This window comes from Pantoea sp. EA-12 (assembly GCF_030053355.1).
Lineage (GTDB): Bacteria > Pseudomonadota > Gammaproteobacteria > Enterobacterales > Enterobacteriaceae > Pantoea > Pantoea vagans_C.
Map to the genome: position 1 here is coordinate 267,840 of NZ_JASGBY010000001.1, position 15,930 is coordinate 283,769.

General features: G+C 53.9%; 18 protein-coding genes. 10 read left to right on the plus strand and 8 right to left on the minus strand.

Annotated features, from left to right (window positions below; genetic code table 11):
* The first annotated feature begins 32 nt into the window (after positions 1-32).
* Positions 33-476 (plus strand): ester cyclase, encoded by a 444-nt coding sequence (locus tag QMZ30_RS01240; RefSeq protein ID WP_283226031.1) that lies wholly within the window; start codon positions 33-35, stop codon positions 474-476.
* A gap of 13 nt (positions 477-489) precedes the next feature.
* On the opposite strand, the gene QMZ30_RS01245 is transcribed toward QMZ30_RS01240, so the two are convergent.
* Positions 490-1,131, minus strand: coding sequence for a DUF2268 domain-containing putative Zn-dependent protease (locus tag QMZ30_RS01245; protein WP_283226032.1), 642 nt, complete (start codon positions 1,129-1,131; stop codon positions 490-492).
* 147 nt (positions 1,132-1,278) lie between these two features.
* Positions 1,279-2,328 (minus strand): NAD(P)-dependent alcohol dehydrogenase, encoded by a 1,050-nt coding sequence (locus QMZ30_RS01250; protein WP_283226033.1) that lies wholly within the window; start codon positions 2,326-2,328, stop codon positions 1,279-1,281.
* A gap of 108 nt (positions 2,329-2,436) precedes the next feature.
* On the opposite strand from QMZ30_RS01250, the gene QMZ30_RS01255 reads away from it, so the two are divergent.
* On the plus strand, positions 2,437-2,868 hold the full coding sequence (locus QMZ30_RS01255; protein ID WP_283226034.1) for a winged helix-turn-helix transcriptional regulator: 432 nt from the start codon (positions 2,437-2,439) through the stop codon (positions 2,866-2,868).
* Here the strand turns inward: QMZ30_RS01255 and QMZ30_RS01260 are convergent.
* A complete protein-coding gene (locus QMZ30_RS01260; RefSeq protein WP_283226035.1) occupies positions 2,810-3,634 on the minus strand; it encodes a helix-turn-helix transcriptional regulator in 825 nt (274 codons plus the stop codon). The two genes, QMZ30_RS01255 and QMZ30_RS01260, sit on opposite strands and share 59 nt — an antisense overlap.
* A 103-nt stretch (positions 3,635-3,737) precedes the next feature.
* On the opposite strand from QMZ30_RS01260, the gene QMZ30_RS01265 reads away from it, so the two are divergent.
* The gene (locus QMZ30_RS01265) at positions 3,738-4,625 is read left to right on the plus strand and encodes an SDR family oxidoreductase (RefSeq protein WP_283226036.1); all 888 of its coding nucleotides are present in this window, start codon (positions 3,738-3,740) and stop codon (positions 4,623-4,625) included.
* A gap of 118 nt (positions 4,626-4,743) precedes the next feature.
* Here the strand turns inward: QMZ30_RS01265 and QMZ30_RS01270 are convergent, their stop codons facing one another.
* Together QMZ30_RS01270 and QMZ30_RS01275 are read right to left on the minus strand one after the other, a co-directional pair.
* Positions 4,744-5,565 (minus strand): Cof-type HAD-IIB family hydrolase, encoded by an 822-nt coding sequence (locus QMZ30_RS01270; RefSeq protein ID WP_283226037.1) that lies wholly within the window; start codon positions 5,563-5,565, stop codon positions 4,744-4,746.
* Between the two features lie 137 nt (positions 5,566-5,702).
* Complete coding sequence (locus tag QMZ30_RS01275) at positions 5,703-6,341, minus strand: TetR/AcrR family transcriptional regulator (RefSeq protein WP_283226038.1); 639 nt, start codon at positions 6,339-6,341, stop codon at positions 5,703-5,705.
* Positions 6,342-6,422: 81 nt separating this feature from the next.
* On the opposite strand from QMZ30_RS01275, the gene QMZ30_RS01280 reads away from it, so the two are divergent.
* Positions 6,423-7,094: an O-methyltransferase gene (locus QMZ30_RS01280; RefSeq protein WP_283226039.1), complete on the plus strand. Its 672-nt coding sequence runs from the start codon at positions 6,423-6,425 to the stop codon at positions 7,092-7,094.
* Positions 7,095-7,203: 109 nt separating this feature from the next.
* On the opposite strand, the gene zigA is transcribed toward QMZ30_RS01280, so the two are convergent.
* The 3 genes from zigA to QMZ30_RS01295 form a co-directional block, all read right to left on the minus strand.
* Positions 7,204-8,415 (minus strand): zinc metallochaperone GTPase ZigA, encoded by a 1,212-nt coding sequence (gene zigA, locus QMZ30_RS01285; protein ID WP_283226040.1) that lies wholly within the window; start codon positions 8,413-8,415, stop codon positions 7,204-7,206.
* A gap of 192 nt (positions 8,416-8,607) precedes the next feature.
* Positions 8,608-9,714: an ABC transporter substrate-binding protein gene (locus QMZ30_RS01290; RefSeq protein WP_283226041.1), complete on the minus strand. Its 1,107-nt coding sequence runs from the start codon at positions 9,712-9,714 to the stop codon at positions 8,608-8,610.
* Positions 9,715-9,962: 248 nt separating this feature from the next.
* The gene (locus QMZ30_RS01295; RefSeq protein ID WP_039330197.1) at positions 9,963-10,715 is read right to left on the minus strand and encodes an IclR family transcriptional regulator; all 753 of its coding nucleotides are present in this window, start codon (positions 10,713-10,715) and stop codon (positions 9,963-9,965) included.
* Positions 10,716-11,096: 381 nt separating this feature from the next.
* Here QMZ30_RS01295 and QMZ30_RS01300 point away from each other — a divergent pair, with 381 nt between their 5' ends.
* The 6 genes from QMZ30_RS01300 to QMZ30_RS01325 all read left to right on the plus strand — a co-directional run bounded on the left by QMZ30_RS01300 (position 11,097) and on the right by QMZ30_RS01325 (position 15,901).
* Positions 11,097-11,489: a RidA family protein gene (locus QMZ30_RS01300; RefSeq protein WP_039330199.1), complete on the plus strand. Its 393-nt coding sequence runs from the start codon at positions 11,097-11,099 to the stop codon at positions 11,487-11,489.
* A 139-nt stretch (positions 11,490-11,628) separates the two neighbouring features.
* Complete coding sequence (locus tag QMZ30_RS01305; RefSeq protein ID WP_039330201.1) at positions 11,629-12,453, plus strand: ABC transporter substrate-binding protein; 825 nt, start codon at positions 11,629-11,631, stop codon at positions 12,451-12,453.
* Positions 12,454-12,505: 52 nt separating this feature from the next.
* Entirely contained in the window at positions 12,506-13,243 is a 738-nt protein-coding gene (locus QMZ30_RS01310; RefSeq protein WP_283226042.1) for an amino acid ABC transporter permease, read from the plus strand.
* Positions 13,240-13,884, plus strand: a complete 645-nt coding sequence (locus QMZ30_RS01315) for an amino acid ABC transporter permease (RefSeq protein WP_039330205.1) — start codon at positions 13,240-13,242, stop codon at positions 13,882-13,884. Before QMZ30_RS01310 ends, QMZ30_RS01315 begins: the two co-directional genes overlap by 4 nt.
* On the plus strand, positions 13,881-14,618 hold the full coding sequence (locus QMZ30_RS01320; RefSeq protein WP_034822369.1) for an amino acid ABC transporter ATP-binding protein: 738 nt from the start codon (positions 13,881-13,883) through the stop codon (positions 14,616-14,618). The genes QMZ30_RS01315 and QMZ30_RS01320 overlap by 4 nt, the downstream gene beginning before the upstream one ends.
* Positions 14,619-14,629: 11 nt before the next feature.
* Complete coding sequence (locus tag QMZ30_RS01325; RefSeq protein ID WP_283226043.1) at positions 14,630-15,901, plus strand: alanine racemase; 1,272 nt, start codon at positions 14,630-14,632, stop codon at positions 15,899-15,901.
* The last annotated feature ends 29 nt before the right edge of the window (positions 15,902-15,930 follow it).

Genomic DNA, 15,930 nt, shown 5'->3' on the forward strand with positions numbered 1-15,930 from the left:
TGCACCGCTAACTCATCAAAAAGGTGTCTAACATGTCTGCGACTCAATCGACCTCTCGCCTGCAAAATGAACGTGCAGCGGTAGAAAATCTGTATCGTGCTTTCAGTGATAAGAACCCGAATCTGCTGGATCTGGCGGTGACACCCGACTGGCAAGATATTCCGCTGGCGCCAGGACAAGGGCCAGGTCCTGAAGGTTTCAAGCCGTTGCTGGCAGGCTTCATCACCGCGTTCCCGGATATCAACATCATCGTGCACGACATGCTGCAGGAACCGGGGAAAATAGCGGTACGCGCTGAAATCACCGGCACGCATGAGGGTGAATTTATGGGCATCGCGCCCACCGGCAAGCGCATCAGCGTGCGGCTTCATGAATTTCACCTGCTTAACGGCGAGCGCGTGACGACCACCTGGCATATGGAAGACTGGATGGCGATGTTCCAGCAGATTGGCCAGTTCCCGCCACAGCCAGAATGATGCTGGAACTGCGCTAACGTGTTAACCGGTTAAGGTACGGGTGAAACAGCTGCGCATCTGCCTGCACCAAGGATGCCGCGTTCTGCTGCGGATGATCGCGTAAATAGGCCTTAACCAATGCAAAGCCCAGCGAGTAGCCGCACCAGCGCGGAATCTCTGCTGTACCAAAAAACCACGCATTATGGTCGTACCAGGGTTGCGACCACTGTTCCGCAGCGCGTTCAATAAAAGCATCAAGTACAGAACTGTCGAGTCTCTCCCATGGCTCCGGGCCGCCGCCACAGACCTCTAGCGCAAAATGTCCGGCTAAACCTTCAGACACCAGCGCTTCGCCCAGGGTTCTGCCATAACCGGGGCCGTCCCAGCGAGCGGCGTGATGTAATTCGTGCGCGAACATGCGCGTCAGACTCTCTTCGGTCAAATCGCTGATGTGCGGATCAACCGTAAGATAGACAATACCCGGTTCTGGGCAGTATCCCAGACATCCTTTACCTTCAAGGACGAATTGCCCCGCCTTGATCACCACATCGAGTGGATTAAAGGCAATGTGGCTATTAGCTTGCTGCCAGGTGCGTTGCAATACAGAGCTAATTTCATGCTGTTTGAGAGAAAGTGTCTGACGGGCATTTATAAAGTGAAGTTCGAGGGGATACATGTGGCCTCCTGCCATTTCTGACTAGAACAGGCCATATAGTGCTCAGTAAATCGGCGCATTTCAATCGATGCGGTTAAACCAGGCCTAATATCCCCTTGTTAAGCTAGCTTTATGTTGGCGATTTCAGGCTGAAATCGCCAACTTTTATCACCAGCGGGTGGCCGCTACATCAATCACGAAACGATACTTCACATCGCCTTTCAGCATACGCGCAAAAGCATCTTCTACCGCTTCGCCAGCGATTAATTCGATATCCGCCGTAATGTTATGTTCGCCACAGAAATCCAACATCTCCTGGGTCTCTTTAATACTGCCAATTGAAGAGCCACTGATGCTCAGGCGACGGAAGACCATCGGCGTCACGTCAGGGGATTGATGGGGTTGATCAGGGATACCGACCAGCACCAAACGACCGTTGGTTTTCAGTGTGGCGAGATAAGGATCGAGATCGTGTGGCGCTGAAACGCAGTCGATGATGAAGTCGAGTGAGGTTTGTGCTGCCGCCATCTGCTCAGCATCACGCGATACCACCACACGGCTGGCACCCAGACGTTTCGCATCCGCACCCTTTTGCGGTGAAGTGGTGAATAACGTGACGTCCGCTCCCATCGCGCTCGCCAGCTTCACCGCCATATGGCCCAAACCACCCAAGCCCACCACGCCAACTTTGTCACCCGCCTGAACCTTAAAGTGACGCAGCGGCGACCAAACGGTGACTCCCGCACACAGCAATGGCGCGACGCCTGCCAGCGGCAAGTTCTGTGGCACTGACACCACAAAATGCTGATCGACCACCACATTCTGCGCATAGCCGCCCCAGGTGCTGTCACCCGTGTGTTTATCAATGCCGTTATAGGTGGCAGTAAAACCGGCTTCGCAATATTGCTCTTCCTGCTGCTGGCAGAAGTGACATTCACGGCAGGAATCGACCATTACCCCGACACCCACCACATCACCGACTTTGACGTTGGTTACCGCGGCACCGGTTTCCCTTACCCGACCAACAATCTCGTGACCGGGTACCAGCGGATAGCGGCTGACCGCCCACTCGTTACGCGCCATATGCAAATCGGAGTGGCATACGCCGCAGTAAAGGATATCAATTTTGACATCCTGTGGTTGCAGAGGGCGCAACGCTATCTGGCTGGATACCAGAGGTTTGGCTGCGTCTTGTGCGACTAATGCGTTGATTTTCATGCTGCCTCCGCCATGGCTGGCGTTATTGAATTGAAGGCGGCAGACTATAGTCAACCTGGTTCGATAATGATAGTAGTTACCAAATGGTAACCATAAGAGGAGATTCCCATGCCAGCATGGGTCGATGGAAAGCTGTTTTTTTTCGCGGATTCGCCGCCGCGCCGCCTGATGGATCTGTTCTCATTGAAATGGAGCAGCATGGTACTCCATGCGCTCTATCACTGGCCCGATGGGCGAGCGCGCACCGGCGAACTGCAGCGCAGCTTGCAGGGCATCTCCAAGAAGATGCTGTTTCAAACGTTAAAAGAGCTGGAGCAGCGTGGCCTAATCGCGCGCCACGTTTATGATGTGATCCCGCCTAAAGTGGACTATCGCTTAACGCCGCTGGGGATGACCTTCGCGAAACCTATTGAGCAGATGTATCAGTGGGGGCTGGAAAATCAGGCCGCTTTGGATGCTATGGAATCCAACTTACGCGCCGCTATGGACGCGCCATCAAGCGCGCAACCGTCTCACAATCCCTCTGTAAACGAGGATTGAACACCACCAGACTTAACCCGGGTTTACCCTCAACGGCGAAGGTGCTGTACTCCAACTCCAGCACGCCTTCGTCGGGCAACCACAGTTGTTTGATCCCTTCACCGTGCTGGCTCACCTCCTGCGATTGCCACAATTGGTGGAAGGTCTCACTCATTGCACAGAGTTCGTCCACCAGCGCCCGCACATGTTCGCTTGCGCCGGTCCGTGCGACGTCAGCGCGAAAGTTTGCCACCATGCCACGCGTAACCTGATGCCAATCCGGCAGCCGCTTTTTCATCTCTTCATTGCTGAACATCATCAGCAGAATGTTGCGCTGCTCTGGCGGCAGTTGCGCGTAATCCACGAACACTTTCGTCGCCGCATGGTTCCAGGCCACCACCTGCCATTCTGCGGTTTTCACCAGCGCAGGGGTGTGCGTCATGCTATCCAGCACTCGCTGTAAAGAGGGTGAGACATCCACACCCGCCTGCCAGGTCACGCCCGGCAACCGGTTTTGTGCCAACAGGAACAGGTGGTCACGCTCCGCGGCGCTCAACTCCAGCGCTTTGGCTAAACGCTCCAACACCTCCTCTGAGGGCGCGCCTCCTCTTCCCTGTTCCAGCCAGGTGTACCAGGTGGTACTGACGCACGCGCGCACCGCCACTTCTTCACGGCGTAATCCCGGCGTGCGACGTCGCTGCAGCGGGTAACCGAGTTTGCCGGCATCCAGCCGTTGGCGGCGTTCACGCAGATAGTTTCCGAGCAGATTGTCGTCTTGCAGAGGCATGGCGTTATCCTGTTAGTGCATATACCTGTATAAGCTCACGACTTTTCGCCGCGCCGCAGACTTTTATCATAGTGCTTCAACAGCCAGAAAGAGGAGTACCAATATGCGACTTTTTGTGACCGGCGCGAGCGGATTTATCGGTTCTGCCATTGTGAAAAAATTACAGGCGCGTGGCGTGGACGTACTCGGGTTAGCGCGCAGTGACGCTTCCGCCGAAAAACTGCAACACCAGGGTGTACAGGTGATACGCGGGGATTTAGAGGATATTGCCAGCTTACGCAGCGCCGTTGAACAGAGTGATGGCGTGATTCATGCCGGCTACATTCATGACTTCAGCCGCATGGATCATGCGGCGGCGATCGATCAACAAGCGATTCTGGCTATGGGCGAGGTGCTCGCCGGATCTAACCGCCCATTGGTCGTCACCACCGGCACCGCACTGGTGTCGCCCGGCCGCCTCGCCGTTGAACAAACCCAACCGGTATCGGGCGGCCATCCCCGCTCTGACTCTAATATCGCTGCACTGGCGATGGCCGACAAAGGGGTTCGCGTGTCATTGGTGCGTTTGCCACCGACCGTGCACGGCGCAGGCGACCACGGATTTGTGCCGATGATCATCAACATGGCGAAGGAGAAAGGGGCTGCGGTCTATATCGGTGATGGCAGCAATCGCTGGCCCGCGGTGCATCGTGATGATGCCGCTGAACTGTTTTGTCTGGCGGCGGAGAAAGCAGAAGCCGGGACAATTCTGCATGCGATTCAGGAGGAAGGCATCGCGTTTCGCCAAATCGCCGAAACCATTGGAGCCGGCTTATCCTTGCCGGTCAAAAGCCTGGCGCAGGAAGAAGCTAAAGCGTGGCTCGGCTGGATGGCCTTCTTTGCCTCCGTGGATAACCCAGCTTCCAGTGGATGGACGCGCCAAACGTTTGGCTGGCAGCCGACAGGGCCAGGTCTGCTGCAGGATATGCGCGAAGCGGGTTATTTTTCCTGAGGTAATGCTGACATGCATGTCGGTTAAGCGCTTTTCGGTCGCCATACATGGCAACCCTACAACGATCGAGCGCGGTTTTTGCAGGCGTAGGGTGCGCATTAATGCGCACCTGGAATATTTACCCAAACGGCTCTTCGCGTGCCAGCAAACGGGCAATCACATTCAATGCGCCTTCGTCATTGTTGCTGTCGGTTTTATAGCGCGACACAGCGGTGACGACTTCGGCGGCGTTGGCCATCGCAAAGCTGTAGCAGGCCTGACGCAGCATTTCGAGGTCGTTGGCGCTGTCACCTATCGCCAGCACTTCGCAATCATCGATGCCCCATTTTTCCTGCAGTAGCGCAATGCCATGCGCCTTATGACAGCCGGGAATAATCAAATCAACAAAGCCAAAGCCGCTGGAGACCGGATGCATGATGTTTTCAATCGCGCCCAGCTCCGCGTGCAGACGCGTAAGCAGTGCATCTACCCCTTCGTGTGCCAGGTTGAGTGAAAACTTAAAGATGGTGTCATCGATGTCATACAGATTGTCGCGCTTTTCAAGGCGATGGTAGTGATTGGCTAACATCGCAATGACCTCTTCCGGCATCGAGGTATGCACATAGGCGCCGTTACGGCCACACACCACGGTACTGATGTCCGGCTCTTTAGCGAGGATATCGAGGATTTGATGCACACGCTCGGGTGCCAGTTGGCCGCAAAAAATTTCTTCATTGCTGTCAGAGACCCATGCGCCATTTTCGGCAACAAAGGCGATCTCATCTTTGATCTCAGGGAAATAGCGTTGTAACTGGTAATACTGATTGCCACTCGCGACCACGAAACGGATGCCTTTCTCTTTCAGCAACGCGTACTGACGCGAAAAGCGCTGCGCGTTGTATTGCTTGTTATCGTCGAGAAAAGTGCCATCCATATCCACCGCAATCATTTTTACTGCCATTTTGCTCTCCCGTATCTGCTGGCCGTGTTTCCATCCGGCTGTGAAAAGGTTTTCATAAAGCTTACTCGCGGTGTGGATTAATGAGAATGCGAATAATGAGATTGTTTACTGCTTTCAGAGATTTCCAGGCCCATGTTTTACTGCAATTCTGCCCCCAATTCCCTGATCCAGGCACAGAACATGTCTGCCATATCGCTGGCATAGGCTTGAATTTCAGCATCAGAGCGCGGCGTTTCGGAAAAATGCTTACCGACGTTGCCCAGTGTGCTGTTGATCAAATCTGCCGCCCTGAGGCGCGATTGTTCCTCCAGGTTCGGCAACAACTCCTGTAAGAAATCACCCACCACGTTCTCACCCGCCGCACGCGCTGCTGCCACTTCCGGCGCATCTCGATACAGGGGAGCGGCATCGTTGAGCGCGGTACGCATCGCCGCTTCTTCACACTCTGAGTGCAAAAAAGCGTATGTGAGTTGGTGCAGCCTTTCACGCGCCGGAACGCTGCGATCGCGCAGGATCGAACCCAGCAAATCGCCGGTTCGCTTCCACTCCTCGCTTTGTAGTCTGAACAGGATAGCCGCTTTATTGGGGAAATATTGATAGAGCGATCCAATACTGACGCCCGCACGCTCCGCGACACGTGCCGTGGTGAATCGCGTGGCACCTTCCAGTTCCAGAACCTGAGTAGCGGCTTGCAAAATCGCAGAAACCAGTTCGCTGGAGCGTGCCTGCTGCGGCCTTTTTCTCTCTGAAATCTTAGTGTTACGACGTTCAGCCATCAGTCACTCCTGAACACGAATAGTGAAATGCGAATGATTCATCGTATTCTTTTTGCACAGAGAAATCCACGGAGAAACATCATGAATACCTTAACGTCTGCACCATTAGCCCCTTTGCTCAACTATCTGTTCGAGCTGGCTGACAACATGGCACATCCGACCAATGAAGCTTTTCGCGTCATGTCCGATGAAGAGCAAAATCGCCTGATGCAGAGCAAAACGGAGTACCTCGAACTCTACGGCCACCTGAAAAATGTGCCGCTGGCGGTATCGCGTGAAACCGGCAAACTGCTGTACATGCTGGCGCGCAGCAGCAAAGCGCAAACTATCGTGGAATTTGGCACCTCATTTGGCATTTCGACGCTGCACCTGGCAGCCGCGGTGCGCGATAACGGCGGCGGCCAGATCATCACCAGTGAATTCGAACCGGGTAAAGTCGCGCTGGCACGTAACCATTTCGCCGATGCCGGTGTGAGCGATTTGATTGAAGTACGCGTTGGTGATGCGCTCGACACCTTGAGCCGCGATCTGCCTGATGTGATCGATATGTTGGTGCTGGATGGTGCGAAGGCGATTTACCCAGAAATACTGGCGCTGGTCGAGCCGCATCTCCGCCCAGGCGCGCTGATTATCGCCGATGATGCCGATTTCAGCCCCGAGTATCTGGAGCGCGTGCACAGCGGACGCGGCTATATGTCTCTGCCCTTTAATGACGGTGTAGAAGTATCAATGTGGTTGGGACGTTCACAGTAATCAGTGCAAAAAAAGAATATTAATGTCGGTGCGCATGAATGCACACACTACGAAGACAGCGCAGAATCGTTGTGGGGTCGCCATTTATGGCGACCCACGCGGCTTTTATTCACTGAAACCAGGGCTCAAACGGGTCCAGATACGCTGCCCACTTTTCCTTTCCTTGTGCCATCTCCTCGTCCGTGAGCAGTGCCTGTTCCAGCTTGCTGCGCAGAGCCAATTCATCCATCTCAATACCGATAAATACTAACTCTTGACGCGCATCGCCGCTGCCTTCCACCCAGTTTTCCATGATGTATTCCAGCGTTTCGGCGTCTTGCGGCCAGCGCTCTTTAGGCGCACTTGCCCACCACAAACCCGCTAAGCCCTGGCGTGATACGCCGCCCGCCTGCGACCAGGAACCGGCATGGTGTGGGCGGCTGGCGAGCCAGAAGTAGCCTTTAGATCGCACCACTCCTTGCATATCACCTTCGATGACCTTAGCAAAACGCAGGGGATGAAATGGCCGACGCGCACGAAACACGAAGTTGCGAATCCCGTACTCTTCGGTTTCTGGCGTGTGTGCACCGCGCAGTTCTTGCAACCAACCGGGCGCGAGCGAAGCCGCTTCGAAATCAAATAAACCGGTATCGAGCACCTGATCCAACGGCACTTTGCCAAATTCAGAAGTGACGATGCGCGCACGAGGATTCAGCGAACGTAGAATCGCCATCAGGCGCGCTTTTTCTGCCTCATCTATCAGATCGGTTTTATTCAGGATCAGCACGTCGCAGAACTCAATCTGATCCACCAGCAAATCCACTACAGTGCGCGAGTCTTCTTCACCCATGGATTCGCCACGCGCCTGAATGCTCTCACTGGATTCATAGTCACGCAGGAAGTTGAAGCCATCCACCACCGTCACCATGGTGTCGAGCGCCGCGACTTCTGACAAACTCTGCCCCTCTTCGTCGGCAAAGGTGAAGGTTTCCGCCACCGGCAAAGGTTCAGAAATCCCGGTGGATTCGATTACCAGATTGTCGAAGCGACCATCTTTTGCCAGACGATCCACTTCCAGTAATAAGTCTTCCCGCAGTGTGCAGCAGATGCAGCCGTTGCTCATCTCAACCAGCTTCTCATCGGTACGAGAAAGCTCTGCCCCGCCCTCTCGCACCAGAGCTGCATCAATGTTGACTTCCGACATATCGTTGACGATCACCGCCACGCGGCGACCCTCGCGATTATTAAGAATGTGGTTGAGCAGCGTAGTTTTTCCTGCGCCAAGAAAACCTGAGAGCACCGTGACGGGCAATTTTTTAAAGTCTGGGGGTAGTGATGACATTGCAACTCCTTCAAAATGACCAATCCAGTTGCGTCAGCAAGCTGATCGCAACCCTGTTTATTGTTATGTTATAACATAACAATATTGAATGTCATATTGTCAGAGAATTTTTAGTGGTTGGGTCGCCATGAATGGCGACCACAACACGCAGGTATGAAAAGCCTCTAGCCCTCAGCCTCCCGCTCAACAGCATTACTTGTTGTCTGGATAGCTCAGGTCGATAGCTTGATCGGGCAGCTTGGTGAAGGTTTTCACAATGGTACGGAAATCAGCGGTAGGCGTGAGATCGGCGAACTGCTGCGGATAGAGGTCTTTCGCCAGAATTTCCATTCCGATGATGTTGTACGGATGGTTATAGAAATGGTGGTACACACCGTATACACGACCATTTTTTACTGGCTCAATCTGCGCCAGGCCCGTGCGCTTCAGCAACGTCTGGAAGGTGGCGTTGATCTCTTTCGGCTGCACGCCATAGCCGAATGGCAGCACATTAGTGTTCGGACGCTTAGAGCCTGACATGATGTAAACATCAGGTTTCATCGCGATGATTTTTTCCAGTGCCACAAATCCAGCATTGCCCGGCAGCAGCTCAGAACCTATATTCTTGCCCCCCACCGCTTCCACTAACCCACCCCAGCCGTTGTGGCTGTGCGTGAAACAGCAGTTATCGCTATTGCCTGCTATGGGTTCAATAAAGACGGTCGGCTTGTTCTTCACCTCAGCCACGCCTTTCATGATGTGGTCATACTTCTGCTGGTAGAAATCGGTGTAGGCTTTGGCCTGGCTTTCGCGGTTCAGGATCTTACCCAGCAGCGTCACGCTGGGTGCCGTATTCTGCGCAGGATGCAGTTCGTAATCCACGAACACCACCGGGATATGCAGGTTGTTCAGCGTAGTCAGCACGCCAGACTGCTCCAGTGCCGGTTTCGCGCGCAGCTGAGCAATCATCATGTCGGGTTTCTGCGCCAACACGCTTTCCAGATTCACCTGCCCTTGATCGCTAAAGCCCATATCGACAATTTTGGTCGCTTCCGGCCATTTTCCCTTCAGCAGATCCCAGGTTTGAGTGTCCTGTTTTTTCGGCAGGTTATTCCATGCAACTACGCGTTTAAAAGGATCATCGCGGTCCAGCAGTGCCAGCGTCAGAATATCGCGACCATCCTGCAGGATGATATGTTGCGGCTCTTTATTGATGATTTGCGTATGACCGTCCATGTCGGTGACGGTGAGCGGGTAAGTCGTGGCCGAAGCCGCGGTGGAAGCCAGTAACCCCATTGCCAGTAGCAGGCGCGTTTTCATCCTAAAACTCCGTGGTAAAAAGAATAGTTATTATTATCAATTACCTTAACACAACCTTAAGCGGGGAAAATAAACGCCGGGGCAATGGGTTGTAACGGAATGCGACGAAAAGTTGGAATGATAAGGTGGTGCCATCAATGGCGTATAACGTGTCGGCTTAGCGCTTTTCGGTTGCCATAAATGGCAACCTTACGACGATCGATCGCGGTTTTCGTAGGGTGCGCATTGATGCTCACCGGAAAACATCATCAAGTGAAATCGGACAGCTTCTGCCCAGAGGTGATCAGCTCCTGCAACAACATCTGGCGACGCTCTTGTGGGGTATCGCGGCTGACCATAAAGCAGATGGCGGCCACCGCCTGACCACTGCGCGAACGGATCGGTGCCGCCATGCAGCAGGTGAAACTCTCGGATAACCCTTCCGTCATGCAGTAGCCCAATTTGCCCGCATGGTGAATCTCATCGAGAAAGGCCTGTTTATCGAGAATCTGGCCGCTGGCAAGACGATAATCCTCTTCTGGGATCAGATCGAGGATGGCGCTGTCCGACCAGTTACTCAGCAGTAAACGCCCCGTTGCGGTCCAGGTAATCGGCACCCGCACGCCAATATCGGAGCTGATCTTGAACGGGTGAGCGTTGCTTTCAGACAGCACCACCGTGTATTTATCCCCTTCCAGCATGCAAAGCTGAATGGTTTCGCCGTGACGAGCCACGATCTCAACCATCAGTTGATGTGCGCGCCGGATAAGATCGTTATGTGCCATGTAATCCGCACCGTAATAGTGCATTTCACGACCAAAGAACACCGCGCCTTCAGCATCTAACTCCACCAGACCCGCTTCACTCAGTAAGCTCACCAGCTCATACACGCTGGAACGCGGTGCGCCGGTGGCATCGATCAGATCCCGCATCGCCATCGGCTGACGGGCAATATGCAGTTGACGAAAAATATCAATAACCCGGTCAACGCCGCGCGCCCGTGACGGTTTTTCATCCGGCATACGCTCACTCCCCTGTTGCATGACTGCGAATGGAATACGCTAAAAAAGAGATGCATCATACACCCCAATGCAACAATTACCCATCCCCGTAAAAATAAAAAATCGTCACGCCCGTTATATTATGGTGATCTATTTTGGGGCCTCGTTTTGGCGCACGCCTTATTTTTAATAAATGAGAAATCACGACAGCGGTCACACTCTTGTTAAACAAAACTATGCAAAGCGATTTATTTTGCGATCCCGCCAACATCACAAAAAATTAAATAGCGCGTCACATATTGCAAAAGCCAATTTCCTGTGCAAATCTTGCCCTATCCGGTATTGCAGATTGAAGTCTGATATATCGGACAATCAATCAACACAGAAACGAGGCAGAATTGCATGGCGATTAAACGTTATGGCATTGAAGGCGGAACCGGCACCGGTGGGCAAAAGCTGCCCTTCGCGCGCGCCGTAGAAGCCGATGGCTGGCTGTATATTTCAGGCCAGACCCCCATGCTCGACGGTGAAGTAGTAGAAGGTGGCATCATTGAACAAACGCAGTTGGCGTTCGATAACTGCCTGAACATCATGCGCGAGGCGGGCTATCGCGTGGAGGATGTAGTACACGTCACAGCGGTATTAACCGACGCGCGCTATTTCAGCTCCTTTAATAAAGTATTCAGTGAGATATTCAGCGGAAACCCACCCGCACGTATTTGTAGCGTGCAGGATTTAGTGGTCGACTGCAAAGTGGAAGTCGATATGAAGTGCTTCCGCGCCGATCGTAAATAATTATTACGGTTAAAACAGGCTGGCGTATTTTTTATTTCTTCGCCCACACCAGGACAGCCTGTTATTAATTGATGCTTTTCATTTTTCTGTGAAATATCGGTGTAAGCCGTCTCGTCTAAATTTTATAAGAGAGCATGAAATGAACACAACATCGCTTAAATTCGGCGCGGCTGCGCTGGCGTTACTGGTTTTAGCAGGCTGCACCCCAACTGAAGAGAAAAAAGAGGCGGGAGCCGCGCCGCAATCCGCTTTGCAGAACGTACTGCAACGCGGCACGCTGCGTGTGGGTGACTGCCTGAGCTTTGCCCCGTTTGGCTTTTACGACAAAGACGGCAACCCGGATGGTTATGACGTGGATCTCGCGAAAGCACTGGCTAAAGAGATGGGCGTGAAGCTGGAGATGGTGAACACCACCAGCGCGAACCGCATTCCTAACCTGCAAACTAACAAAGTTGATGTGGTGTTCTGTAACTTCACGCGCAATCTGGAACGTGCCAAAGAGATCGGTTTCACCAACCCGTATGTGGTGGCGAGTGAAGCGATGCTGGTGCGTAAAAACAGCGGCATTCAATCTGCACACGATATGGCAGGTAAGACGATTGCCACCGTGAAAGGCTCCACCAACGGTGATGAAGTCCGCAACCTCGGCATTGATGTGAAAATTCAAGAGTACGACTCATCGCAGGCCGCCATCCTCGCCGTTAAACAAGGCCAGGCTGATGCGATGATCGAAGATAACAACTTCCTCGCCTATCAGGCCAAACTCGACCCCACTCTGACGGTGACCAACGAAGCCTTGGTGCCGCTGGAATATAACGCCTTTGGCGTGAAACAGGGGGATCAGGTGTGGACCAACTATCTGAATGAGTTCCTGTTTGAAATCAACGCATCAGGTGAGAACGCCCAGCTGTATCAGAAATGGTTTGGCAGCAAACCACGTTACCCGCTGAACCCGCAATTTTAATTGATTGCCGCGGCGCGACAGTTGCTGTCGCGCCGCTCGAAGGAGTCAACCCATGAATTATCAATGGCTAACCCTGTGGCGTTACGCGGACACCTTTCTGGCAGCCGCCTGGCTGACATTACAGGTGACGCTGCTGGCCTTCATTTTGGCGGTGGCACTGGGTTTGTTGTCGGCACTCGCGAAGTCGTCGCCTGTTGCCCCACTGCGCTGGATCAGCCACTGCTACGTCGAATTTATCCGTAATACGCCTGTGCTGTTGCAGATTTTCATCATCTTCTTCGGCCTGCCCTCTCTCGGTATCACCATGAGTGCGTTTACGGCTGGCGTACTGGCGCTGGGGATCAACGTCGGGGCGTATCTGTCCGAAACCTTCCGTGCGGGGATTCAGTCGGTGCCAAAAGGACAGCTGGAAGCGGCTTATATTCTCGGCATTCCGCGTCGGCAGATCTTTATCAGCGTGGTGTTACCTCAGGCAGCTCGCGCGGTGTGGCCCGCGATTATCAATAACCTGATTCAGCTGCTGCTCGGCACTTCGCTGCTTTCAGCCATTGCGCTGCCAGAGCTGACCGGGACAGCAACAGTGATCAATGCCCGTACTCTGCTTTATATCCAGACCTTTAGCGTTGTGGCGCTGGTGTATCTGGTGTTGAGCAATTTGTTCTCCTGGCTGGGCACGGTAGCAGGACGGCGCATGTTCCATCCGCCGCTGGTGACACCGGTAAAAAAGTCCGCCTGGTGGTGGGCAAAAAAATGGCTGACTAATCCAGTGAAACGGGAGAATGCGTTATGAGCGAATTAATCATCAGCTCTTTCCCCATCCTGCTCAAGGGGTTGGGTATCACGCTGTTGCTGTCCATCGCCGCGATCATCGGCAGTACCTTGCTGGGTTTACTGGCTGCGGTGCTGCGCACCAGCCGGCTGCCGGTCGCTAAACAGATTGCCGTGCTCTATACCGAGCTGTTTCGTGGCACGCCGGTGCTGATCACCCTGATGTTTATCTACTTCGGTGTCGCTTACTTCGGTTACGAGATTAACCTGTTTGCCGCCGGCATCCTGGGGCTGAGTATTTATCAAGGCGCTTATATCGCCGAAGTGTTCCGTGCCGGGATTGAAGCCGTGCCGAAAGGTCAGTGGGAAGTGTCGTGGATTCTTGGCCTTTCCAAGCGTCAAACCTTTATGAGCGTGGTTCTGCCGCAAACGCGCGGCATCGTGTTACCGCCGCTGGCGGGTCAGTATCTTTCGCTGATTAAAGACACCTCGATCGTCAGCATGATCGGCATGTCCGAACTGATGCATCAAGGCCAGGCGATTGTCGATCGCATCGGTCAGCCGGTGGTGATTTACGGTCTGGTGGCCCTGCTCTACTTCGCTATTTGCTTCCCACTGTCACGTTGGGTTCAACATCATCAAACCAGGAGCCAGTTATCATGAGCCAATCCGCGATTACGCTGAGCCGCATTACCAAATCCTTTGGCTCGACCCAAGTGCTGAAAGAGATCAGCCTGGATGTTTCACCCGGCGAAGTGCTGGTGCTGATTGGTGCTTCCGGTTCCGGAAAAAGTACCGTGTTGCGCATCATGAGTGGCCTGGAGACGGCCGACGGCGGTGAAATCTGGGTCAATAAAGTACCGCTGCACGACCGTAAACGCAGCAGCGAGATTTGCGGTCACGTGGGCATGGTGTTCCAACAGTTCAATCTGTTCCCACACAAAACTGCGTTGGGCAACGTCACCTTGGCGTTGATTAAAGCGCAAAAGCTGTCTGAAGCCGAAGCCAACAAGCGCGGCATGGCTGCCCTGACGCGTGTAGGACTCGCCGAGCGCGCCCATCACTATCCGGCGCAGCTTTCCGGCGGTCAGCAACAGCGCGTGGCCATTGCACGTGCATTGGCGGTCGAACCCAAAATCATGTTTTTTGATGAAGCCACCTCAGCGCTGGACCCGGAACTGGTCGGTGAAGTGATGGAAGTGATGCGCAGTCTGGCACGCGAAGGCATGACTATGGTCGTGGTCACTCACGAGATGGGCTTTGCGCGCAAAACCGCTGACCGCGTGGTGTTTATGGATCAGGGTGTCATCGCTGAACAGGGTTCTCCAGAGCAGATCTTTGTTAATCCGCAGAATCCGCGCACCCAGCAATTTTTATCGCGCGTGCTTGAGCACTAACAGGAGAGAGCATGTCGATTCAATTTCCACTGCACGCAGACGGTTTACTGGATGCGCCGCAATGCGCACCGCGCTTTAAATCGGTCGCGGGGACAGGTAACGCGCCATTAGCGCAGGGCACCGATATTTTCAGCAGTGATGAGGTGTTCTCACCGTTGATGATCATGAAACAGTCAGCGCTGGAGAATAACTTGCGCCAACTGGCGGCGTTCTGTCAGGAAAAGGGGGTTATGTTGGCGGCACACGGCAAAACCTCGATGTCTCCTGCCATTTTACGCCGCGCCATTGCTGAAGGCGGCGCATGGGGATTAGGCGCCGCGACGCCAGCGCAAGTGCGAGCGCTGCGCCAGTTTGGCATTCGTAACGTGTTTCTCGCTAACGAGTTGGTCGACCCGGCAGGCATACGCTGGATTGGTCAATGGCAGCAGCAGCATCCCGATCACGGTTTCCTGTGCTATGTCGATTCACTGCAGGGCGTCAAACTGCTGGAGCAGCATCTTGGCGGTGCACATATTTCCGTGCTACTTGAGATGTCGGTCAGCGGCGGACGCACCGGATGCCGTTCACAGTCGGAAGCGCTGGCGATTGCCGAGGCAATCCAGGGCAGCACCTCGCTGAATCTGGTGGGCGTAGCCGGTTACGAAGGTGCGCTCGGGGCAGGTCGTGATGCGGCGGGGATGCAAAAGGTCAAAGATTACTGCCAGATGATGGTAAACACGGCCGCCATGCTGGCGGAGAAACAGTTGTTCAGCAGTGAACACATCATTCTGAGTGCTGGCGGCGGCGCGTGGTTTGATGTGGTGACGGAGTGTTTTACCGCTGCTGTATTGCCACTGCCGATGACTCCACTGATTCGCTCCGGTGCCTACATGGCGCACGACAGCGGTTTGTATGCGCGTATCGCGCCGTTCGCGCAACCTGGCGCTCACCACCATTTCGAAGCGGCGCTGGAGATTTGGGGACGCGTGTTATCGCGGCCAGAACCGGGATTAGCGTTTGTTGATTTTGGTCGGCGTGACGTGCCTTTTGATCAGGACTTGCCTAATCCATTATGGATTCGCAACGCTGATGGCAGTGAAGCACGCTGCGCAACGCACCTGCGCATCAGTGATGTGAATGATCAGCACGCTTATTTACTGTTGCCTGATGATGAAACGCTGCAACCGGGGGATTGGGTGGGATGCGGTATCTCACATCCTTGCACGGCGTTCGATAAGTGGCGTTATTTGCCGCTGGTGGATGACCAATATTGCGTCACAGATTCACTGGAAACAGCATTCTGACCACAAAAAAGGCTGCCAATACTGGCAGC